At 51.3% G+C, this 23,181-nt stretch carries 24 protein-coding genes and 1 tRNA gene; 12 read left to right on the top strand and 13 right to left on the bottom strand.

All coding sequences use genetic code 11. The annotated features are described in order from the left end of the window. Positions 1–205 precede the first annotated feature (205 nt). From rsmI to K2I50_RS05510, 7 genes are all read right to left on the bottom strand, one after another. Positions 206–949: a 16S rRNA (cytidine(1402)-2'-O)-methyltransferase gene (gene rsmI / locus K2I50_RS05540; RefSeq protein WP_301025215.1), complete on the bottom strand. Its 744-nt coding sequence runs from the start codon at positions 947–949 to the stop codon at positions 206–208. Then, positions 946–1,704 carry a DUF8457 domain-containing protein gene (locus tag K2I50_RS05535; RefSeq protein ID WP_301025214.1) on the bottom strand — a complete coding sequence of 253 codons (759 nt, stop codon included), beginning with the start codon at positions 1,702–1,704 and terminating at the stop codon, positions 946–948. The genes rsmI and K2I50_RS05535 overlap by 4 nt, the downstream gene beginning before the upstream one ends. A 201-nt stretch (positions 1,705–1,905) precedes the next feature. Beyond that, positions 1,906–2,763 (bottom strand): energy transducer TonB, encoded by an 858-nt coding sequence (locus tag K2I50_RS05530; protein ID WP_301025213.1) that lies wholly within the window; start codon positions 2,761–2,763, stop codon positions 1,906–1,908. A 39-nt stretch (positions 2,764–2,802) separates the two neighbouring features. Beyond that, positions 2,803–3,540: an ExbD/TolR family protein gene (locus tag K2I50_RS05525; protein ID WP_301025212.1), complete on the bottom strand. Its 738-nt coding sequence runs from the start codon at positions 3,538–3,540 to the stop codon at positions 2,803–2,805. A 5-nt stretch (positions 3,541–3,545) separates the two neighbouring features. Beyond that, positions 3,546–4,247 (bottom strand): ExbD/TolR family protein, encoded by a 702-nt coding sequence (locus tag K2I50_RS05520; protein ID WP_301025211.1) that lies wholly within the window; start codon positions 4,245–4,247, stop codon positions 3,546–3,548. 43 nt (positions 4,248–4,290) lie between these two features. Continuing rightward, positions 4,291–5,127: a MotA/TolQ/ExbB proton channel family protein gene (locus K2I50_RS05515; RefSeq protein WP_084274063.1), complete on the bottom strand. Its 837-nt coding sequence runs from the start codon at positions 5,125–5,127 to the stop codon at positions 4,291–4,293. A gap of 427 nt (positions 5,128–5,554) precedes the next feature. Further along, a complete protein-coding gene (locus K2I50_RS05510; RefSeq protein ID WP_301025210.1) occupies positions 5,555–7,024 on the bottom strand; it encodes a potassium/proton antiporter in 1,470 nt (489 codons plus the stop codon). Between the two features lie 196 nt (positions 7,025–7,220). Here K2I50_RS05510 and K2I50_RS05505 point away from each other — a divergent pair, with 196 nt between their 5' ends. From K2I50_RS05505 to K2I50_RS05465, 9 genes are all read left to right on the top strand, one after another. Beyond that, positions 7,221–8,567: a Na(+)-translocating NADH-quinone reductase subunit A gene (locus K2I50_RS05505; RefSeq protein ID WP_301025209.1), complete on the top strand. Its 1,347-nt coding sequence runs from the start codon at positions 7,221–7,223 to the stop codon at positions 8,565–8,567. Positions 8,568–8,575: 8 nt separating this feature from the next. Continuing rightward, a complete protein-coding gene (locus K2I50_RS05500) occupies positions 8,576–9,784 on the top strand; it encodes an NADH:ubiquinone reductase (Na(+)-transporting) subunit B (protein ID WP_301025208.1) in 1,209 nt (402 codons plus the stop codon). Positions 9,785–9,789: 5 nt separating this feature from the next. Next, a complete protein-coding gene (gene nqrC, locus K2I50_RS05495) occupies positions 9,790–10,503 on the top strand; it encodes an NADH:ubiquinone reductase (Na(+)-transporting) subunit C (protein WP_301025207.1) in 714 nt (237 codons plus the stop codon). A gap of 3 nt (positions 10,504–10,506) precedes the next feature. Beyond that, positions 10,507–11,130 carry an NADH:ubiquinone reductase (Na(+)-transporting) subunit D gene (locus K2I50_RS05490; RefSeq protein WP_301025206.1) on the top strand — a complete coding sequence of 208 codons (624 nt, stop codon included), beginning with the start codon at positions 10,507–10,509 and terminating at the stop codon, positions 11,128–11,130. A 30-nt stretch (positions 11,131–11,160) separates the two neighbouring features. After that, positions 11,161–11,778 (top strand): NADH:ubiquinone reductase (Na(+)-transporting) subunit E, encoded by a 618-nt coding sequence (nqrE, locus tag K2I50_RS05485; protein ID WP_068961121.1) that lies wholly within the window; start codon positions 11,161–11,163, stop codon positions 11,776–11,778. A gap of 22 nt (positions 11,779–11,800) precedes the next feature. After that, positions 11,801–13,090 (top strand): NADH:ubiquinone reductase (Na(+)-transporting) subunit F, encoded by a 1,290-nt coding sequence (gene nqrF, locus K2I50_RS05480; RefSeq protein WP_526022955.1) that lies wholly within the window; start codon positions 11,801–11,803, stop codon positions 13,088–13,090. Between the two features lie 204 nt (positions 13,091–13,294). Beyond that, positions 13,295–13,615 carry a hypothetical protein gene (locus K2I50_RS05475; protein ID WP_301025204.1) on the top strand — a complete coding sequence of 107 codons (321 nt, stop codon included), beginning with the start codon at positions 13,295–13,297 and terminating at the stop codon, positions 13,613–13,615. Further along, positions 13,615–14,364 (top strand): OmpA family protein, encoded by a 750-nt coding sequence (locus K2I50_RS05470; RefSeq protein WP_301025203.1) that lies wholly within the window; start codon positions 13,615–13,617, stop codon positions 14,362–14,364. The genes K2I50_RS05475 and K2I50_RS05470 overlap by 1 nt, the downstream gene beginning before the upstream one ends. 138 nt (positions 14,365–14,502) lie before the next feature. Continuing rightward, entirely contained in the window at positions 14,503–15,561 is a 1,059-nt protein-coding gene (locus tag K2I50_RS05465; RefSeq protein ID WP_301025202.1) for a TlpA disulfide reductase family protein, read from the top strand. Here the strand turns inward: K2I50_RS05465 and K2I50_RS05460 are convergent. The 6 genes from K2I50_RS05460 to K2I50_RS05435 form a co-directional block, all read right to left on the bottom strand. Continuing rightward, positions 15,524–15,964, bottom strand: coding sequence for a VanZ family protein (locus tag K2I50_RS05460; protein ID WP_301025201.1), 441 nt, complete (start codon positions 15,962–15,964; stop codon positions 15,524–15,526). The genes K2I50_RS05465 and K2I50_RS05460 overlap by 38 nt on opposite strands. Then, positions 15,961–16,509: an NAD(+) diphosphatase gene (locus tag K2I50_RS05455; protein ID WP_301025200.1), complete on the bottom strand. Its 549-nt coding sequence runs from the start codon at positions 16,507–16,509 to the stop codon at positions 15,961–15,963. Before K2I50_RS05455 ends, K2I50_RS05460 begins: the two co-directional genes overlap by 4 nt. A 117-nt stretch (positions 16,510–16,626) precedes the next feature. Continuing rightward, positions 16,627–17,559 carry a tRNA modification radical SAM protein MnmL/YtqA gene (mnmL, locus tag K2I50_RS05450; protein WP_301025199.1) on the bottom strand — a complete coding sequence of 311 codons (933 nt, stop codon included), beginning with the start codon at positions 17,557–17,559 and terminating at the stop codon, positions 16,627–16,629. Between the two features lie 19 nt (positions 17,560–17,578). Beyond that, positions 17,579–18,667, bottom strand: a complete 1,089-nt coding sequence (gene aroC, locus K2I50_RS05445) for a chorismate synthase (RefSeq protein WP_301025198.1) — start codon at positions 18,665–18,667, stop codon at positions 17,579–17,581. After that, the gene (gene ybaK / locus K2I50_RS05440) at positions 18,664–19,170 is read right to left on the bottom strand and encodes a Cys-tRNA(Pro) deacylase (protein ID WP_301025197.1); all 507 of its coding nucleotides are present in this window, start codon (positions 19,168–19,170) and stop codon (positions 18,664–18,666) included. The genes aroC and ybaK overlap by 4 nt, the downstream gene beginning before the upstream one ends. Before the next feature lie 84 nt (positions 19,171–19,254). After that, positions 19,255–19,325: transfer RNA gene (locus K2I50_RS05435), tRNA-Cys, on the bottom strand. A 362-nt stretch (positions 19,326–19,687) separates the two neighbouring features. Here K2I50_RS05435 and K2I50_RS05430 point away from each other — a divergent pair. The 3 genes from K2I50_RS05430 (at position 19,688) to K2I50_RS05420 (ending at position 22,974) form a co-directional block, all read left to right on the top strand. Beyond that, entirely contained in the window at positions 19,688–20,485 is a 798-nt protein-coding gene (locus tag K2I50_RS05430) for a DUF3575 domain-containing protein (RefSeq protein ID WP_367279089.1), read from the top strand. Then, positions 20,482–21,462 carry a DUF5119 domain-containing protein gene (locus K2I50_RS05425; RefSeq protein ID WP_301025195.1) on the top strand — a complete coding sequence of 327 codons (981 nt, stop codon included), beginning with the start codon at positions 20,482–20,484 and terminating at the stop codon, positions 21,460–21,462. Before K2I50_RS05430 ends, K2I50_RS05425 begins: the two co-directional genes overlap by 4 nt. Positions 21,463–21,534: 72 nt before the next feature. Beyond that, positions 21,535–22,974 (top strand): fimbrillin family protein, encoded by a 1,440-nt coding sequence (locus tag K2I50_RS05420; RefSeq protein ID WP_301025194.1) that lies wholly within the window; start codon positions 21,535–21,537, stop codon positions 22,972–22,974. The last annotated feature ends 207 nt before the right edge of the window (positions 22,975–23,181 follow it).

Here is a 23,181-nt window from a genome sequence, read left to right as displayed (position 1 = left end):
GTTTAATATCGTTGATATATTTTTGCATTTATTTCAAAATCAGCAAGAGAGTGAGGAATTATAAAATTACCGGTTGTTTCGTATATCTTGGCCGCTTTTCGCCCTGTTCCTCAGTCGTGTACATAAAGTACACTCCTTCGTCACATGTCGAAAATCGTCTCAAGCTATACGACCCTGGCGGCAACATTTATTATTAAACAAGCTCTTATAGATTGTCAGACGATGCTTCGGAGGAATCACGGTACTTATTGCGGTGAACCCTTTTGGGTGCACTTCCTGCCATTCCTTCAATGACTATAACGATTTCTCCGCGTGGTTGGTTCGCGGAAAAGTATTCGACAAGTTCACAAAGTGTGCCTGTATGTGTAGAATCATGCATCTTTGATATCTCACGGCACACAGCGGCTCGACGTGTGGGGCCACAAGCATCAGCAAGTTCCTTCAGAGTAGTACAAAGACGGAGAGGAGACTCATATATCACGAATGTGCGTGGTTCGACCGCAAGTTCTTCAAGGCGTGTGCGACGCCCTTTCTTCGGTGGCAGAAATCCCTCGAAAGTAAACCTGTCGCATGGCAGCCCGGAATTTACAAGAGCCGGAATCAACGCCGTAGGTCCCGGTAGGGTTTCGACATCGATGCCTGCCGCACGGGCCTCCCTGACAAGCATAAAGCCGGGGTCGGATATGCCGGGTGTACCGGCATCGCTCACAAGGGCGATGTTTTCTCCACCACACAGACGGTCCACAACACGTGCCGTAGTATCATGCTCATTATATTTATGGTGGCTCGCAGTAGGGGTGGATATGCCGAAATGCTTCAACAACACACCACTTGTACGGGTGTCCTCACACAGTATCAAGTCCACGCCGCGCAACGTTTCTACTGCCCGTGGAGTCATATCACCGAGATTGCCTACGGGAGTAGGCACAATAAAGAGTCTACCGCTCATCGTGTGGCAAAATGCTTTTCAATAATTTCCATGAAATCCTTTACCTCCTGATTGTCGGCATCCCACTGGAGGTCGGTCATAAAGTAGTCTACAGCCTCGGAATAGCTCGACATGGCCTCGACAAGATTGAGCGTATCGCTCATTTCTATGTCAGAATTGCCGAATAGCTCACGACGGAAACGGAAACGGTCGTTAAGCGAAAAAGCCTTGCGAAGATTTCTTGACCCTTCGCGAGCCAGTTTCTCGTCGAGACGCAAAGGCTCCTCAGCAACAGCTTCATCCTCTTGACAAGAATATTCAGCCTCGTCCGCCACCACTTCATTGTCAGCAATTGACTCGGAGAGAACATCATCGCCATCTGCCGCATCGGGGGCGACATCATCAGAAGCTATCTCGTCGGCAGAATCGACCGACTCGACTGTAAGTGGATTCGAGCATACGATATCGCAGTCTACCTCATAGACATCAGCCACATGATTATCGGAGATATTGACCGAATTTTCATCTTGCAGCTCAGACATACCGGCAGCGCTCGACATATCAGCTGTGTCCGACGACATTCCGACAGTATCCTGTCGTGCCATATCCGACAAGTCGCCTGCTGTAGAATGGATTTCAGCGGCTTTTTCCAAAATCATATTCCACATAGCGACAGGTGTGGCGTCGCCACGTTTCCGTGCCGAAAGTAGAAGTCCCTCCAACTCATATCCGAGTGAAAGCAATTTATCAATGCTGATATTCAATACGTTATCCATATTTAAAACAATAAAAGTCCTTTATCAGACAACAAAGATAAGAAATTACATATATAATAACGCATAAGCACATGATATAAAGCGCTAATAAGACTCCATTCTACAAAAAAAATGGAGAACACCGGTCAGAACAGTATATACAGAAAGACGCTGCCGGATTCGGCAGCGTCTTTCTATATATACTGTAGTAAGATACAGTTTTTATACTCCCTGGAGCTTGAAGGTGATAGGCAGTGTATACCACACGTTCACCGACTGGCCGTTCATCTTGCCGGGGATAAAGTCGGGAAGCGACTTAACCACGCGCACGGCTTCTTTGTCGAGATCGGGGTCCTTGCCACGGGCCACCTTTACTTCGCCAATCTTACCGGTCTTGGTAACGACGAACTGTACTACCACACGGCCCTGGATGTTGTTCTCCATAGCCACGGGAGGATACTTGAGGTTCTTCTGGATGTACTTCATGAGCTCAGCCTCGCCACCGGGGAACTGGGGCATCTGCTCTACGGCAGTAAACACCTTGTTCTCTTCAACGGGCTTCTTCTCCTCGACGATAATCTCGTCTTTGTGCTCACGTACTACATTGCGGTCGTCAGTACCTTTGTCAAAGTCGCTCTGACCGAAAGCGGTAGTAGTTTCCTTAAGTTCATCCTGAGTCTTGATTTCGTCCTCAGCGTTTACCTTCTCGTCCTCAACGATGGCGAGCTCTGTCACCTTCACAGTATTGAGGATTTCTTCGGGAAGCGCTTCGGGGATTTCTACCTCTACACGCTGCTGATCTTCTTCAGGCTGATCCTGCTCTTCATCCACAGTATTGTCAAGATTCACGAGTGCCTGTTCGGTAAGGTCCTCGGGTTTCTCCTCGGCCTTGGGAAGCACTGTGTTGACTAACAGAGGAAGTATAAAGGCGATTGCAATTACGATTACAACTACAATCATCGCCTTATTGTGGCGGGCATCAGAGTTCTTACGCATCTCATATGCGCCAAACTGCTGGTTCTTGCCTTCAAAGACTATGTCGCGCCATTCTTTTGATGAAAGATCTACATCTTTTGCCATTGTTCTTGCTGATTTAATAGTTAAACATATAGACCGTCATCATTTCTTCGGATTCTTGGCGATATAGTCGAAGATCATCGCAGAGTCGACACCATTGATGTTGTCGATCTGGTAGCGGGAAATCTGGTTGATCTGCATCTCGTCGAGAGCGCCGATGAGGCTCTCCCAAGAGGCGTTGGGACCGGCCTTGATGATGACTACCGGGCGATCCTGAATCAGAGAGTCGTTACGAATCTCCTTTGCACGGGCCTGATACTCGTCATCGTTGATTTTCTTATCCTTCCAGTCCTTTTTGAGGACAGCGATTTTCTCAAGTACAGTCTTGTTCTTGTCGTGAAGGATTTTGCGGATACCCTGCTCCTGACCATTTACGTTGCCTACAAATTTCTCAGCCTTGAGGATAGAATTGTCAAGAAGACCATCCTTGTTCTCATCGGCGATATCGGGCTTGCCGAAGTAGTAGTAAATGATATGGGCGGGTTTGCCGGTTTCGGGGTCAGTTTTCACGTTTCCGTCAGCGTCGCGCTCGGTATCGAGAATGAGCGTTACGGCCTGGGACTCCTTTGCTTTGTTCTGCTGTTCCTGCTCAACCTTTTCGTTGGAGGGGAGCGAGATATTCAGAGTCTGCGACTTAATCATCGTAGTACAAAGCATGAAGAACGTGATCAGAAGCATGTTCATATCCACCATGGGCGTAAAGTCCACGTGAATCGACATCTTCTTTTGGGCGCCTTTTTTCTTTTTGCCGCCCTTATCGGATTGTTCTATTTGTGCCATGATGTTTAGTCGTTCTCAGTTTTTAATGCAGTCAGGAGGCTGAACTTGTTCATCTTGAGGGTCTGGAGGTTGTCAAGGACGGTGTGGACGATATCGTAGGGAGTGTCCGAGTCGGCCTTTACAGCGATACCTTCACCGCTCTTGATGGTCTTCTCCATGTTATCGTTCGAGTTATAGATGGCGCGCATCCATATCTGGAACTCATTGGGGTTAGCGAGATCCTGATTACCGTCGACAGGAATACCGATTTTCCATTCGGGGCGTTTGCCCTGCATGATTTCATCCTGATGTACCTGCGACTCGTCGAGGAATGCCGGGAGCTGGGCGATGGGCATGCCAAACATGTTCATTTTAGCGAACTTGCTGACTTGCTCCTGCGTGAGCTGTACCTTTTTGCTATGGGTCTTGTTGTACTCGGCTACGGCGTTCTGGAGGATATCTGCTCTAACCTTCTCTGAAGAGTAGGTCGAGTCGGCGTCGCCCAACACTCCAAGGAATATTTCACCCTTGGGTGACACCAGTACGGTAGTCACATTATTGATGGGCACCTTCAGTTCCGACACTGAGGCCGGGGTAATAACCGTAACAGGTTCCTTCTGAAGGAAGGTCGAGGTCAACATGAAGAAAGTAAGCAAAAGAACAGTCACGTCACTCATCGCGGTCATGTCGATGAGGGTGCTCTTTCTTTTAATTTTTACTTTTCCCATTGTACTTCGTTTACTGTATTATAATGTAGGAAAGACAATGGAATTAGTGAGTAGCGGCGAAAGTGGATACGATTGAGAAACCGATTTCGTCGATAGCGTAGGTGAGGTTGTCGATCTTGTTGGTGTAGAAGTTGTAAGAGATTACAGCGAATGCACCGGTGGCGATACCGAAGGCGGTGTTGATAAGAGCCTCAGAAATACCGGTCGAAAGTTCGGTAGAGTCAGGAGCACCAGATGCGGCAAGAGCCTGGAACGACTTGATCATACCCATTACAGTACCGAGAAGACCTACGAGAGTACCGAGAGTAGTAAGAGTAGCCACGATGGGGAGGTTCTGCTGGAGAGCAGGCATCTCGAGAGCTGTAGCTTCCTCAACTTCCTTCTGGAGGTTGGCAATCTTCTGCTCCTTGGTAAGAACAGTGTTCTTGTCCATTTCTTCGTAACGTACGAGAGCGGCGCTTACTACAGCGGCTACAGAACCCTTCTGGTTGGCGCAAAGTTTCTGAGCACCTGCGATGTCACCCTTCTTGAGGCAAGCCTTAACGCCGGCAACGAACTTGGTGATAGAACCTTTACCCTTTGCAGAAGAGAGGGCGATCCAACGCTCTACAGAGAGAACGATAACGGTAAGGAAGAGGGTCTGAAGGATAGGCACGATGAAACCGCCTTTGTATACTGTACCCCAAAGGTCCTGAGGATGACCGGCTTCGTCAAAGTGGCTGGCATGGCCGAACCAGAAGATAAAGAGGCAGATTGCCACGATAAAGCAGGCAACAATCACGAGGAAAGCGTTCTTGATACCGCGAACGTTAGAACCGCTGTCGTGGAGATTCTGAGTTTTGGCAGGGGCTGCACCTGCATTAGGCTTTTGAGCTTCCATAATTTTTTGTAAGAAAGTTTTTTGTGATTAGTTAAACTATTATAGGTTATTGTTGGTTATTTATTTTGGTTAGTAATCGCGGCTAAAGCCGCAGAAACATCTTCATCAAGAGGGGCAACTTTGAAACATTGGCGACACACAGGCCTGTACTACACTCACGGTTTAGCCAAGGTCGAGATGGTCAGAAACACAGCTTACACTGTCAACGTTCCTCCGGTATAGACTCTTCAAATATCACTTCCGGCACCATTCCCGAATGGGTGCAACCGGATTAGGATATGCAAATTTATCATTAGTTTTCTTATCCCGCAAATTTTATTTGTCTATTTTTTAATCCAAAAAGCCTTTTGAGCCATTCTTAGCATTAATATATGTTTCATAGCATATTTTTAGGAAACAAATATAATAAATACTTCCGTTCATTTGTTTATATACATTTATCATTGCTCACCAAAAGCAATACATCACCCATATAAAGACGAGTATCACCTTTCGGCACTATATACCTGTCGTCGCGGCGAACCATTACGGCAAGAGCATCGGACGGGAGACCTATTTCCTTCAAGGTGCTGCCGTCGGCAAGCATATCCGATGTAATCTCAAGTTCCCGCGTGGTGGCGGCTATATCTTCAGAGATATCAATTCCCTGGAATGCCCTCTCCCTGACAGGCTCACTGAGCCCGAGCCAACGGGCCATGGAATTGACCGTCGTGCCCTGCAATAGAAGCGACAGAATAGTTATAAAAAACACTATATTAAATATGAACGATGACTCCTCCACTCCAGGAGACACCACGGCGTAAGTGGCAAAGATAATCGGCACAGCTCCGCGCAACCCGACCCATGATATATAGACACGTCCCTTGAATGTATATTGCCGGAAAGGGAGCAATGACAGGAATACTGCGGCCGGACGTGCCAAGAGCATTATAAAAATGCCAAGAGCTATGCCAGGGACTACAACATGGAGCAACTCGTGAGGATTGACAAGCAAGCCAAGAGTGAGGAACATGATAATCTGCACAAGCCAGGTAAATCCGCCGAAGAATGTAGCAATCGTACGCTTTACCGCCAGACGCCTGTTGCCTACCACCAGACCGGCGATATACACTGCCAGATAACTGTTCCCTCCGACAATCTCAGTAAGGGTAAACGTAAAAAACACACACGATATCACCATCACCGGATAAAGAAACTCATTATCCACACGTAGTCGGTTGACAATCCATACCGTGGCATAACCCAGGCAAAGCCCACCTGCCGCACCAAACAACAGCTGCACAACCAGCGTCGCCGACGAACTGAGCAGCAGTTGGGTCTCCGTATCGTGGTGTCCGTTGCCCTCTATTATACTGATAAGAATAATGACAAGCAGATAGGCCATAGGGTCGTTGGAGCCACTCTCAAGCTCAAGCGTGGGACGCAGCTTCTGCTTCAGCCCAAGTTTTGCGGAATCAAATATAGAAAACACCGAGGCCGAGTCTGTCGACGACATAATCGCAGCTATAAGCATCGACTCAGCCCAACCGAACGAATATTCCGGAACAAGCCAATGAAACACATAATATATAAATGCTCCCGTAATGCCGGTCGTAAGCAGCACGCCCACCGTGGCCAGTGTAATGCCGGGGAGCAATACAGGCCGTATATCAGAAAAACGAGTCTCAAGTCCACCGGTAAAAAGTATAATCGACAAGGCAATCATACCTATGAACTGAGCCGATGCCGCCGAGTCGAAATGCAATCCGAAGCCATCCACCCCGGCAACCATCCCCACGCCGAGAAACAGCAACAGGGCAGGCATACCGAAACGGCTGCCGGCCTTTCCAACAAACACACTCATCATCAGCATCGCGGCTACCACGAGCATTATATTGCTGCTTGTAATCTCTATCATACCGCAAAGTTAATCAAATATCGGCATACACCCCAATTACACACGCATTATCATCCCGACATAGCCGTCGGCAAGGACAATATTTCCTACACCGGTGTCAGTGTGGAAGAATGGATAAAAATTTACGATATTTTAAGGGAAGTCGCAATAAATTAACTACCTTTGCACAAAATTTTCCGTCAACATAATTATGGTTATGGCAATATCTATCAACTTAAGGAAAGGACTCGACATAAACATACGTGGTGCAGCCACAGTGTCGCAGCCCCTGACCCGTATGCCTGCCAGATGCGCTGTCATTCCCGACGACTATCCCGGCATCACGCCGAAAGTCGATGTCAAAGAAGGCGACCATGTACTCGCAGGCACCCCATTGATTCACGACAAGCAATTCCCCGACATCCGAATTGTTTCGCCGGTAGCCGGAACCGTCGAGGCTGTTGTGCGCGGCGAACGCCGCAAACTCGAGCGTATCGTAATCGTGCCCGACACGAAAAATCCCGAAGAGACCGCCGCACTACCGTCAGCACCGACCGACCGCACTACTGCGCAACGTCTGCTACTCGACTCAGGCCTATGGGCTCAGATGCGTCAACGTCCCTACGGTATTGTGCCACGTCCGGGCATCAATCCGCGCGACATCTTTGTCACAACATTCGACTCGGCACCGCTCGCTCCCGACTGGAGCGCATTCGCAGCCGACAAGATTGCCGAACTCAATGCTGCCGTGTCGCTTTTAAGACACCTGACCGATGGCGACGTCTATGTAGGCGTGCGTCCGGGAAGCCCCTTCGCAGCAATCGAGGGAGCGAAAATAGTGACTGTAAACGGTCCTCACCCAGCAGGAAACGCAGGCATACAGATTGCCAACGTGAAGCCCGTCAACAAGGGTGATATCGTGTGGACACTCGACCTCCCCACCCTGTTGCGCATCGGTATGCTCGTGAGCCACGGCAAGCTATGTTCGGATATAGTGGTGGCACTTACAGGATGCGAAGTGACCGAACCCAAATACGTACTCACTAAAATCGGTGCCGACATGGCTACACTGATGGAAGGTGAGATCAACCACGACACAATCCACCATCGCGTAATATCCGGCAATGTACTCACCGGAATGCCGGTATCGGCGTCCGACGGATTCCTGCGCTACCCATACACACAGGTGACTGTGATTGCTGAGGGCGACGATGTGGCCGACTTCCTCGGCTGGGCCTCGCTATCTCCTCGGAAAATGAGCGTAAGCCGTTCGTTCCCGGGCCATTTCCTCAAGAAAGCATTCTGCCCCGACGCCCGCATTCTTGGCGGACGCCGCGCAATGATAATGTCGGGTGTGTACGACAAGGTACTCCCGATGGACATAATGCCGGAATATCTGATAAAGGCCTGCATCGCGCGCGACCTCGACCGAATGGAGCAACTCGGTATCTACGAGATTGTACCTGAGGATATAGCCCTGTGCGAATATGTCGACCCCTCGAAACTTGAGCTACAGAAGATACTATCTGACGCGCTCGAATATATGTTTAAGGAACTCAATTGATTACAATCGTGAAAGCACTTAGAAAATATCTCGACCGTATCAAGCCCCAATTCCAGCCCGGAGGCCGTCTGCACGCCTTCGAGTCGGTATTCGACGGCTTCGAGACGTTCCTGTTCACACCCACCACCACCTCGCGCTCAGGCTGCAATATCCACGACAGTCTCGATTCGAAGCGAGTGATGATTATCGTGGTGCTCGCGCTTATGCCATGTATGCTATTCGGCATGTTCAACATAGGCTACCAGCACTGGCTCGCAATAGGCGACATGAGCTTCCCCTTCTGGGAAATGTTTGCCTATGGATTTCTCGCCCTGCTCCCTAAGCTGGTTGTGTCTTATGGCGTAGGACTCGGCATCGAATTTGCCGTAGCACAATGGCGCAAAGAAGAAATCCAGGAAGGATTTCTCGTATCAGGCATACTGATTCCTCTCATATGTCCTATTGACACTCCGCTGTGGATGATGGCCGTAGCTACCGCATTCTCAGTAATCTTCGTAAAGGAGATATTCGGCGGTACTGGTTACAACATCTTCAATGTCGCCCTCGTAACACGCGCATTCCTCTTCTTCGCCTACCCCTCGAAGATGAGCGGCGATGGCGTGTTTGTATCCACCGGCAGCATCTGCGGACTTGGACAGGGCACTGTGGTCGACGGATTCACCGGCGCAACACCGCTTGGACAGGTTGCCACAAATGTAGGTGACAAAATCATGATTACCGACGTTACCGGCGCAGCATTGAGCTACTGGGACATGTTCCTCGGACTCATACCCGGATCGGTCGGCGAAACATCCACATTGTGCATACTCATCGGAGCAGCCATACTGCTCGCAACCGGTATCGCAAGCTGGCGAATCATCCTGTCGGTATTTGCCGGAGGCTTCCTGATGGGACTGATTGCCAACTGTTTCCCGACAGAGCTCTATCCTGCCTCGATGCTCTCTCCGCTCGAGCAGATTACTCTCGGCGGATTTGCGTTCGCAGCAGTGTTCATGGCAACCGACCCCGTGACTGCGGCACGCACCAACACAGGCAAATATATCTACGGATTTCTTGTGGGAGTAATTGCGGTGATTATCCGCACATACAACAACGGCTACCCCGAAGGCGCCATGTTGGCCGTGCTCCTGATGAACGCGCTCGCTCCGCTTATCGACTACTGCGTAGTAGAGGGCAATATACGCCGTCGTATGCGTCGTCTTAACTCTAAAGCGTGAATGGTATGAACAAGCAAAGCAACGTATACACCATTATTTATATAATAGTGATGGTGGTAGTAGTGGGTGCGGCTCTCGCATTCACCGCCCTGGGACTAAAATCCCGCCAGCAGGAGAATATCAATGCCGATAAAATGAAGCAGATTCTCGCATCGGTACACATAGTCCCCGAGAAAGACTCAGTCACAGCCGATTTTGACAAATACATCACCCGCTCGTTTATCGTCAACTCACTCGGCGAAGAACTTTCCGGCAATGCATTCGACGTAAACACTGCCGAAGAAGCCAAAAAGCCTGTTGACGAACGCCAGCTACCGGTATATGAATGTACTGTAGCTCCTGGCGAAGTGAAATACATCGTCCCGGTAAACGGCGCCGGACTGTGGGGACCGATATGGGGCTATGTATCAATCGATGCTGACGGGTCGACAGTATATGGCGCATACTTCGCCCACCAGGGCGAGACCCCCGGACTCGGCGCTGAAATCGAAAAGCCCGCCTTCTCCAGCCAGTTTGAAGGTAAACACATGTTCAAGAACGGACAGTTCTTGCCTGTCGCTGTGGTAAAGGCCGGACAGGCTCCTGCCAACGGAGAAGACTATGTCGACGGAATATCCGGAGGTACAATCACCTCAAAGGGTGTGGGCTCGATGATTGACAACTGTATCGGCGCCTACTCCAAGTTTCTTGAAAACATTAAAGAAAACCCAACACGGTAAGTCATGGCCACAGAAAACAAAAATCTGAGCGCACTGCTCAATCCGCTGTCGAAAGACAATCCCGTGATTGTCCAGATTCTGGGTATATGCTCATGTCTGGCTGTCACCGCAAAGCTCGAGCCCGCATGTGTCATGGGTATTTCCGTGATTGCCGTGCTCGCATTTGCCAACGTTATCATATCTCTGATACGCAACACTATTCCCACCAATATCCGCATTATCGTTCAGCTCGTGGTGGTAGCAGGTCTTGTGGTAATAGTCAACCAGCTCCTTATCGCCTACCAGTACGATGTCAGCAAGCAGCTGTCGGTATTCGTAAGCCTTATAGTTACCAACTGTATCCTCATGGGACGCCTTGAAGCCTTCGCCATGGGCAACAAGCCATGGCCATCGTTTCTCGACGGTATCGGCAATGGCGCAGGCTATGCCATAATACTGATTATCGTGGCATTCTTCCGCGAGCTTCTCGGCAGTGGCACACTCTGGGGCATACAGGTGATACCTCAGAGCTGGTATGAACTCGGATACGCCAACAACGGACTGATGATTCTCCCCCCGATGGCACTTATCGTCACAGGCTGTATCATCTGGGTACACCGTTCTGTCAACAAAGACCTTCAGGAATAAACCAACCACATATCTAAAAAGTAGTATCAAATGGAAAATTTCAACATTTTCATACGGTCGATTTTTGTCGACAACATGATTTTTGCCTACTTCCTCGGTATGTGCTCGTTTCTGGCCGTATCAAAGAAGGTAAAAACTGCTCTCGGACTCGGAGCTGCCGTGACATTCATGCTCGTGGTGTCGCTCCCGATCAACTATCTGCTCGAAAACTATGTATTGCGTGCCGGAGCCCTCAGCTGGCTCGGAGCCGAATTCGCCGATGTCGACCTCAGCTTCCTCTCGCTGATTATGTTCATAGCCGTAATCGCGTCGCTGACACAGCTCGTCGAAATGGCTGTCGAGAAGTTCAGCCCCTCCCTCTACGCTTCGCTCGGTATATTCCTCCCGCTCATCGCCGTCAACTGCGCCATCCTCGGAGGCTCGCTGTTCATGCAGCAGCGCGACTTCCCCAACGTATGGACAGCTACATGTGCCGGTGCCGGATGGGGTCTCGGATGGCTCCTCGCAATCGTGGCTATTGCCGCGATACGCGAACGCCTGGAGGAGTACAGCAACATCCCCCGTCCTCTCAGGGGTGTGGGTATCACATTTATAATCACCGGCCTTATGGGCATTGCGTTCATGAGCTTCCTCGGCATTAAACTTTGATGAATCAATGAATACACTATCACTGACCATCCTTGCCTCAACCGGTTCGCTCACTGTGATAGCCGGAGTGGCAATATTCCTGATAATCACCCTGCTCCTGGTAGCGATGCTTCTCGTAGCCAAGAAATTCCTGGTAAAGACCGGACAGGTGCGTATCAATATCAACAACGATAAAGACGTGTTTGCACAGTCAGGCAAGACCCTGCTGTCGACTCTTGCCGACCAGAATGTATTCCTCTCTTCGGCATGCGGCGGAAAGGGAAGCTGCGGACAGTGCAAGGTACAGGTATTCGAAGGCGGAGGCAATATACTCCCCACCGAGACCGTACACTTCTCACGCAAAGAGATGAAAGACAACTGGCGCCTCGGCTGTCAGGTAAAGGTAAAGGACGACATGAAAATCGGCGTGCCGGCATCTGTGCTCGACGTCAAAGAGTGGGAATGCGAAGTCATCTCCAACAAAAATGTCGCCACCTTCATCAAGGAATTCATCGTGGCTCTCCCTCCCGGCGAGCATATGAACTTCCTCCCCGGCTCCTACGCACAGATTAAGATTCCTACATATGAGATGGACTACGATAAAGACATCGACAAGTCGCTCATTGGCGAGGAATACCTCCCCGCATGGGAAAAGTTCGGCCTGTTCGGTCTGAAATGCCGCAACACTTCGGCCACAGTACGCGCCTACTCCATGGCCAACTACCCCGAAGAAGGCGACCGCATAATGCTCACCGTCCGTATCGCGACACCTCCCTTCAAGCCAAAACCCGAAGTAGGATTCCAGGACGTGATGCCGGGTATCGCATCGAGCTACATATTCACCCTCAAACCGGGCGACAAGGTAGTGATGAGCGGCCCCTACGGCGACTTCCACCCCATCTTCGACTCCAAGAACGAGATGATGTGGGTAGGCGGCGGCGCCGGTATGGCTCCTCTGCGTGCTCAGATTATGTACCTGACACGCACACTCAACACTACCGACCGCGTCATGAACTACTTCTACGGAGCACGCGCGCTCAACGAGGTGTTCTACCTCCAGGACTTCCTCCAGCTCGAGAAGGACTTCCCCAACTTCAAGTTCCACCTCGCCCTCGACCGTCCCGACCCTGCGGCCGACGCTGCAGGAGTGAAGTATACTCCGGGATTCGTACACCAGGTCATCTACGAGACATATCTCAAGAACCATCCGGCTCCGGAGGATATCGAATACTACATGTGCGGCCCCGGCCCCATGAGCAAAGCTGTAGAGAAAATGCTTTGGGACCTCGGCGTTCCCTCCGAAAATCTCATGTACGACAACTTCGGCGGATAATGCATCTCGCCTGAATATAATATCCGGCAGCGGCGTCACCATATGTGGCGCCGCTGCTGTTTTACCCGACACATAATCTCGCGCCCAATCATAACGTCACACCTAAATTTCCTATAATTCTTGTGAAATAATGTAACTGCGGCTCTCCATTTCATCACTTTTCATTAACTTAGCGGAGATGTAAACCCTCAAAGCCAATAAAAAATGTCTGATAACAACATGTTTGACGAAAACGACGCCATAAAATTTATCCGGGCCTACATGCCCCAGGATATCGCCGGCAAATACAGCGACGATGAGATTCTTAACATAATCGACATGATATGGGACTTTTACGAGGACAACGGATTTCTTGAAATTCCCGCCGACGACTCAGCCGATGCCGAGCCCGAACTCCCCCAGATAATGGCCTATGTCAGCAAGATGCTTGCCAAAGACAAACTTGCCGTTGTCGATACCGCCGACGTTCATTACATCGTCGAGGGTGAACTCGCTTATGAAAAATCGCTTGATGTCGACGCCTGATGTTCCACATTACAAAAATCATATTATCTATCACGCTGCTGCTTGCAGGAGGTGTACCAACGCTACATGCTGAGAATATCTTCCAGAAAATCGCACGCATAGGTGCCGGTACGGTAAAGCCGGCAACCGACAGCATCAGTGCAGACAATGAGTCAGGGAAAAAAGCGAAGAAACATAAAAAAAATAAAGACGACGTTGCCACCGACCCGTTTGAACTGTCGCTCGACGAGAACCTTGTCGTGCCTCCAGTCAACGATAAGCTCAAGCCGGTAATTGTCGGCTACATGAATGAGGTAGCCAAAAAGCTGGCACAGCGCAAAGTGGCACGTATAGAGACTATGCGCTCGGGCGAAGTAATCGTGGCAACAATTAATACCGACCTGCTCTTCGCCCCCAACGATACAGTGCTCCGCTCTACCGCACAGGAGATTCTTTCCCCCTACCGTTCGCTCTTGAGCAGAGGCATGTACAAATTCATACTTACATGCCACACCGACGACACCGGCTCAGTGCCATACACCGACCGTCTGAGCGAAGCGCGCGTAAATGCCGTTGACGCATGGCTCTCGCGCAATATCCCGACAGATATAGTGCTTGTGCCGTATGCCCTCGGTGCCTCAGAGCCACTCCATCCCAACGATTCTCAGTCCAATCGTGCCGCCAACCGGCGTATCGAGATTTTCATAGTCCCCACCGAGACATTGGTCGAGCTTGCTAAATCCGGAAAGCTGAACAGCGACTTCCATTAAGTCCACACATCCATACACACCCTCTCTCGTCCTACGGACCACACTCCGACACATAGCCGACAGACTGTAATTACCCTGGGCAAGTCTCTCCAGGTTGCCTGCATTGTACCGCTAATATTTTTTGAAGCTAATCACATAATGAAATCCTCCATTTCCACTGCCGCCGTCATAGCCCTCGCGCTCTCTGCGGCATGTTCTACATCCCACGCATCGACTCCCAACTTCACCATTACAACTCCTGTACCCGCCGAAAGCAAAAACAAGATGGCATATCTTGTCAACCGCGAGACCGGAGACAAAGTCGACAGCGTGCTTATTACAGGCAATGAACTGAAGTTCTCAGGCGCAGTGACCGACCCCTACTATGCGCGCATACTCATAGGCGACAAAAGAGGACCGTCATTCATCGTCGAGCCTGGTGAAATCACCATCGGCCCCGACGGAAAATGCATCTCCACATCGCTCAACAAAGAGATGGAAGCCTTTACCGAGCGCTACATCGCTGTGGCACGCTCGCTCGACTCACTCCCTTCCGACTCACTGAAGCAGGCTGCCGTCGACCGATTCAACGCAACTGCCGACAGCACCATGCAGGCCCATCTCTCCGACCCACTCGGCCGCATAATATTCCTTGACAAAGCCTCTGAATGCCGTTCGACATCAGCTCTCGAAGAATTGCTGAAGAAATATCCACAGTTCCGCACTCTTAAGAGCATTACTGACCTGGCCACAAGCCTCCACAACGCCGAGGCTACTGCTCCCGGAAAGAAATTTACCGACTTCACCGTCAGCTACAACGGTACCGACCAGAAGCTAAGCGATTATGCCGGAAAAGGCAAATGGCTGCTCGTCGACTTCTGGGCAAGCTGGTGCGGACCATGCCGCCGCGCAATGCCTCTGCTCAAAGAGCTGTACAGCCAGTATAAGGATAAGGGCCTTGAAGTGCTTGGTGTAGCCGTATGGGACGAACCCGCCGACTCCGAACGTGCGGCCCGACAGATGCAGCTCCCCTGGCCTCAGATTATCAACGCACAGAAAATACCTACCGACCTCTACGGCATATACGGTATACCCCATCTGATGCTCATCGCTCCCGACGGCACTATCGCCGCACGCGGCATCGAAGGTGACGAACTCCGCAAGGCCATAGCCGATGCGTTCACTCCTGCTGCTCCTGAAACAGCCACCGAACAGTAACGCCCCAGGCCGACAGGCTTATAATCCAGCCTATGACAGCGCCGGCGGCATCAGCCATAAAATCGGCCCAGTCCTCGCCGCGTCCCATGTCCATGGCCCCCTGCAAAAGCTCGATGGCACCTCCGAAGAGCACCACTATTATCATATACACAGTAAGCAATCCCTTAGGCGCGCGCACCGAATCATCAAATCGGTGCGCCGCTTTTTTTCTAAGCGCGTCGGTAGCCATGCAGAGCATCATCCCCATCATCATTATAGCGTGGACCACCTTGTCGGCACCCTCGAAAAGCGATACGTGGTTGCCGTTCAGAGGATCGGGCGAAAGAGTCAGATAAAGTATCGCCATACAGCACACTATGCTGAGCGTCCATGCCGGAAGCCCGCGTACAAGAAGCCTGATCATACGCTGTCCTCCCATTTTACCCTTACACCAGGAACCCCACGACGCAGACGCTCGCAGAATATAGTAGTCAGCGCATTGCTCGTACTGCCATTGCCGGCCGGATGCACCATCGTCAGCGCCTTTTCAGCAGGCTGCCACTCGGCCGAGTCAACCTCTACCGACAGTTTCAGATCCTGACCGGCCGACGCACGCGCCAGAAATCCTATCATAAGCAGACCCTTGCGCGCAAACCACCAGGTGCCGGCAAGTTCCAAAGCCTCGATATCCAGTCCGGTCTCCTCCTTAATCTCACGGCGCGCGGCCTCTTCGGCAGTCTCGCCGGGAGCCATGTAGCCCGACACGAGATTGCAGTACTGCGTGCTGATATACGCCTGGCGCTGCAACAGCACTTCATCGCGCTCATTGGCCACAAGCGCTATCACACATGTCGAAAACATGTCAAACCATGGCTTGCCGCATTTATCGCACCAGGGCACCATACCCTCGTCGCCAAGCTCCCTCTCGCCGAGCCTGCTCCCGCAATCGGGACAATACGTAAATCTCATTTCGCGTATATTTTCTCAAAAACAAATAGTCAGTAACTGACACACGGCCTTCGCCGCATAAGAACATGTCTTAACAGTTCCCTCCGTACTAATAACGCACAAATACACCATTTTAGTTTACCATGCTTTACGCAGCAACATCCCCTGGCGTATCCCGGTCTCGGCGAGACGACGCTCAAGTCTATGCACGAATTCATAATTTTTCAGTCCCCAGCGCGGACTTATAAGCATCTCTCCCGGCGACTGGCTTGTAAAACGTTCGATTGCAATCGACGGATGCAACCGGCCTACCGCCTCGCAGCAGAAATCGAGATACCCTTCGACAGTCCATTGCTCCACGCTCTCCTCGCCTGCGGCCACAGCACGGGCAAGCGGAGTATCGGCCACAATCTGGAGCTGATGCAGCTTCACGGTATCAGGCCGCAACAGATTTACCGCATCGACAGTCTGTAGCATCATGCCATGCGTCTCACCCGGCAAACCCATTATAAGATGAAGCCCCGTACACAACCCATGCACGCGGGCCATCTCCACAGCCTCTACCGTATCGGCCCAACGATGACAGCGGTTCACGCGCCGCAATGTGGCATCGTGGGCGCTCTCTGCGCCAAACTCCATCATCACAAACTTGCCGGCATCACGTATTCCGCCAAGGAAGCGCGCCACCCTGCGGTCAAAGCAGTCGGGACGCGTGCCTACTACCATTCCGCCTATGCCATCCACACCCATAGCCTCCAGACAGGCGCTCCTGAAACTGTCAAATCCTCCGTGAGTCGATGTATACGACTGAAAGTAGGCAAGATACCGCATCTGCGGATACTTGTGCCCGAAAAACAGCCTCCCCTTCTCAAGCTGCACGGCCACACTGTCACTCGCCAGGCAATAGCCAGGCGTAAACGCCATATTGTTGCAGTACGTGCACCCTCCGCGCCCTATCGTGCCGTCGCGGTTGGGACAGCTTCTGCCGGTATTCACCGAAAGTTTCTGCATCTTCGTATCGAAGTGGGCGCCGAGAAAGTCGGCATAGTCGCGGTAACGCTTGTCAGCCATAATCCTACGTCCGACCGTTTCAGTTTATACGTGCTCCACGGTTGAGCAGAGCGGCATCGAGCAGAGTCATCGCAGCCATAGCCTCGACTATAGGCACCGCGCGCGGCAACACACACGGATCGTGGCGACCGCGGGCATGTAGCGTAGTGTCGGCGCCGCTGTCGTCGACAGTAGCCACCTCCCTGAGCAGCGTGGCCACCGGCTTGAAGGCCACACGCATCACTATATCCTCGCCGTTGGATATACCGCCCTGTATCCCGCCGGAGTGGTTGCTGAGGAAATTAGGAGTCTCCCCTACCCCTCGGCTCTCCATCACATCGATCATCTCCGAGCCACGGCGGCAACATCCGTCAAAACCCATTCCATACTCAAACCCCTTGGCGGCATTGATGCTCAGCATCGCCGCGCCGAGCATGGCGTGGAGCTTGCCGGCAACGGGCTCGCCAAGGCCGGCAGGTATACCGCGCACTACAGCGGTTACCACTCCGCCTATCGTGTCGCCGGCCCCCTTCACATCGAGTATCAGGCTACGCATCGCATCGGCGGCGGCACGGTCGGGACAACGCACATCGTTGGAGTCAATCAGCGATGGCGCATACCAGATTCCATCGCCGCGCATGTGTATGTCGCCCACTCGCGATGTGTAGGCCGAGATGCATACATCGGGATAAAGAACGCGCAGAGCCTGCATGGCCAATGCACCTCCTACCACTCGCGCTATCGTCTCGCGCGCCGACGAGCGCCCGCCTCCGCGGTGGTCGCGCACACCATACTTGCCCGCATAGGTATAGTCGGCGTGCGACGGACGGAACACATGGCGCATGTTGTCGTAGTCACGCGAGTGCTGGTCGGAGTTGCGCACTATAAATCCTATCGGAGTGCCGGTAGTGACTCCGTCCATCACTCCGCTCAGCAGTTCCACACGGTCGGCCTCGGAGCGTGCCGTTGTTATTGCCGACTGCCCTGGTCTACGGCGGTCGAGCTGATGCTGTAGCGCCTCAAGGTCGAGCTTTACTCCGGCGGGCATCCCGTCGATTACTCCGCCGATTGCCGCCCCATGCGATTCCCCGAAGGTCGTCACGCGATAAAGTGTGCCAAATGTGTTCATGAGTTTACTAAGTAAGTTGCTATGTCGGCTACTGTGCCGCCGGTATAGGCGATAAGGTCGGCGGGAGATATGCAAAACTGCAGCCCTCTCACTCCGGCGCTTACATATACCCGGTCGAAATTATTGATTGTACTGTGGAAAAATGTCGGGAAAGGCTTCTTCATGCCTATCGGGGAGCACCCTCCGCGTATATATCCCGTGAGCGGCAGTAACTCCTTCATCGGTATAAGGTCGGCCTTCTTCGCTCCGGCCACACGGGCAGCAGCCTTGAGGTCGACTTCCATATTTCCGGGAATCACACACACGAAATGACCGCTGCGCTCACCGTTGAGCACAAGGGTCTTGAACACACAGTTGATATCCTCGCCAAGCTCCTCGGCCACATGATCGGCGGCAAGATTGCTTTCGTCTACCTCGTAGGGCACAAGACTGTACTCTATCCCGGCCTTGTCGAGAAGACGTGCTGCATTGGTCTTTGCAGGACCCTTTTCGCTCTTTCCCATAAGACAAATATTATAATATATAGTATATATAACAAAAAATGAGAGTGTGCGTCGGTCGACGGATACTCTCATTCCTGTTTTTTGAGGTCCCAAGCAGATTCGAACTGCTGTACACGGTTTTGCAGACCGTTGCCTAACCACTCGGCCATGGAACCATCGGGGTTGTTTCGTTTAACGAGTGCAAAGTTACACCCTATTTACGTAATATGCAAATTTTCCGCCTCTTATTTTTACAAATAATTCATCATTCCCAACAAAACTACCTTAATTCCAGAGATTTAGACCCCGTTCACCAATATTTGTTAACGCTGGGGAACGGGGTCTTAGCGTATAGCTAAATAATATTCCCATTAACACTCACATACCGCAGATACACTACCTTATAATAAAAAATCCCGGTTCATGCCTGAATTTAAACAATTTTAAGTGTTAAAAATGTTAATACATTCATATTATAAACAAAGTTTATATAATTTTGCCGCAAATTTACTTAAGAGTGTTGAAATTAGTTTAATCTATGGATGTTTTTGTGATGAAACATCGTGTCGATATATATAGGCTAATATTTCTTTTTCTCTATGCATGCGTGACCTCTGTGTCGCATTGCGCGCTTGCCTCCGGTGTCCCTGAAGTACGGGGAGACACTGTCTTCGTGCATTATCAGACTTCTCCGGATAGCCCTAGAATTCATACGTATATAATAGGGGGGGTGAATTTATTCACCCGAAATCAATCGCAACCATGTGATTGTGAGAACCTTATAAATAACCTCCCGACAACAGCCATATACACCAACATGCTCTACGACGCACTGTTGGTACCCAATATCGGCATCAAATTCGCTATCGCCGACCGCCTGACAGTAGGAGCCGACTGGATGTATGCATGGTGGAACGACAGCCGTCATCATTATTACCGCATCTATGGAGGCGACTTCGACGTAAAATGGCGCATAGGCGCGCTTCGCCCCAACGATCCATTTGCCGGACATCACATCGGCCTTTACGCATCGCTCACATATTTCGACCTGCAGCGGGGAATAGACTACAAAGGCGTGATGTCGGCCAAATACAACTACGCCGCCGGCATATCCTACACCTACTCACTCCCCGTAGCGCGCCACTTCAACATCGACTTCTCTATAGGCCTTGGCTACATGTGGGGCAAAATCAAGCGCCACACCCCTATCGACGACCACGACGTGTGGCTCTCGACCGAGCGCCGCTCATGGCTCGGCCCAACACGCGCCGGCATATCGCTCGTATGGGTATTCGGCAAGGATATATATAATATCAGGAAAGGAGGCAGCAGATGATACGCCGCTCCATTCCCCTGATGCTTATTGCGCGCATCGCGCTGATTGTCGCCCTCATGACTGCCACATGCGGCTGCGAAGAGCGCCCGCTGTGCTACGACCACTCCCACAAGTCGCCTGTAAACATCGAGTTTGACTGGTCGCTCGCTCCCGAGGCCGAGCCAAGCACGATGGTGGTATGGTTCTTCCCCGTCGACGGCTCCGCCGGCCACCGCTATGAAATCATCGGCGACGGGCGCTCGTCAAGAGCCGGATTCAACACATCGCTCAATGTGCCCGAAGGCACATACCGTATGGTATGCCACAACGGCAACACCGACAACAACATCGAGCGCGGACTCACCCTCTCCGACTACGAAATCACCACATATGAGGACAACGTGCTGTCGGGCCTGAGCAACCGCGCCGACAATGCCCCGCGTCCCGACGACACCGAGTCGCAGCCAGTACGCGCACAGGCAAGCACACTCTACGCCCACACCCACGAGCAGACAATCGCCATCGTGGCCAACGCTCCAAAGCCCTACTATGTGTGCTTCACTCCACGCGAAGTGACCTACCGATGCAACGTGCGCATCACCGGAGTCGAGAACCTTCAGCCCGGACTCGAGGCAAGCGCCATCATCACAGGAGCCGCCGAGTGCTGGCACGCAGAGACCCAGGAGCCCGGCGGTGCGCTCGTAACGGTCCCCTTCCCGCTCGCCCACTGCGGCTCCGACTGCCTCACAGGCACAGTGATACTATTTGGCTACAACGAGCCGCCCGCCGACTTCTACCACAAGCTAAGGGTGTACACTTCATATAAATACTACTACGACTTCGATATTACCGACCAGATACACGATGCCCCCGACCCCTACAATATCGACGTAAAGGTGGCAGGCATAAAGCTACCCGACAATCCGGCCGGAGGCTCCGGCATGGCGCCGGGAGTAAGCGACTGGGAAGACGCAGAGGAAGAAGAAATTCCCATGTAACACAATATACTGACAATCCAATAATACAACAATAACATAATATTAATCGAAAAACCAACTAATCAAGTCATTATGAATCTGAAATTAGTCCCGTTTGCAGCAATGGCCGCTCTCATGGCCACTTCTTGCTCCAAGGAGGAAGTGATGGAAATCAACTATGACCCCGATGGCAAGGCTATCACATTCACCGCAGGCGTAGGCCACTCCCGCGCTGTTGAAACCACAGTCAAAAACCTCGGTGACTTCAAAGTTGTAGCCAAGGGCATCCACCCCCACGGCGGCATCTACAACAACTATATGATTGGTTCAGCAACAGATGGAGAGACTGCTACAAGAAGTTCGCTCAACCAAGACGACAAAGACGGCAAGTGGAGCGGCATCTGGAAACTCGACCACAATGTATCCTGGCCCACAGCCACTACCAGCGCTCTTTTCTGGGCATACACATTCTCTCAGCTCCAGGATGATAACACAAAGACTGCTGTCATGCCTACCGGTGTTACTCTCGCATTCAATACCGAAGGTACCACCCCATCAATCAACAATTTCAAGCCGGTCAAAGCCGACCTTAAAGCAGCATCCAATGCCGGCTACTGGAACGACGGCGACAATCAGTCTGATTTCCTGATTGCATTTACACAGCAGAAAAGGACAGACGGTACATCAGTAAATCTCAATTTCAATCATGCACTCTGTCAGGTTGATATCAAAGCCCAATCGGCAAACAAACAGGATAACGATGACCGAATCGTGAAAATAAAGGGCGCATGGATTGTAAACACCAACAACACCGGAAACATTTCTGCCGGCTATAATTGGGATGACGCTAATAAGGAAGCTACGATAGATCCGAAGTGGTCTGCCTCGATTGCTGCCAATGACTTCTCGGCATATGGCTCATTCTACACAACCCCTATTCTTCTAGACACCAAAAACACGGTAAAGAACCTTCTCGGCTCAACCCTTATGATTATCCCTCAGACTACTACAGCATGGAATAAGACGACTGCCGACACTGAAGGTACATATATCCTTCTTCTATGCCGTGTCGAACTCGAACATCAGGGTACAGCCCACACCGGCACAGATTCAGACCCCGATAACACAACTCTCGATGACGTAGAAATATATAACGGCAAGCACTATCACCAGCAGTTCCCGGTAAATTCCGAAAATAAATTCAAGGCCGGTGAATACGGGTTTGTATGCGTTCCGGTTGCCACCGACTGGGCTATGGGTAAAAGATATGTATATAATCTCGACATCTGCGGTGCCGCTACCGGTGCGGGATCTTACCCCCTTGATTTGGCTGATAAATTTAAGACTCTCGTTCCTGAAAACCATAAGTATAATACACTCTTTGGCGAAGAAGCAACATTAGATATCATTCCCCGTGGTGATGTCAAGGCTGTCGGTGAGCCTGTTCTTGATGCTCCTATCCAGTTCACAGTCACCGTTGAATCCTGGAAAGATGCCGGCAGCGAATGGACAGACGGCAACGTCAACCTCTAATCACACGATTTCACTTGCAACCATCATTATAAAGAGGGGAGGCATCTCATCATGCCTCCCCCTTTCAAATCACTCTGCCGCCGGACGGCGGAAACATCCCTCCACCCAACCCAAATCATTACACAATGAACCGCATATATAAAGGTATCTTCACGCTGTCGACCGCCGTAACATCAGTCTCTAATACACAACTGAAGCTGCATAGGA

The organism is Muribaculum sp., from assembly GCF_029051885.1.
Taxonomy (GTDB): Bacteria; Bacteroidota; Bacteroidia; order Bacteroidales; family Muribaculaceae; genus Muribaculum.
Note: the sequence above shows the minus strand (reverse complement) of the source record. Positions and strands in the feature narration are given on the sequence as shown.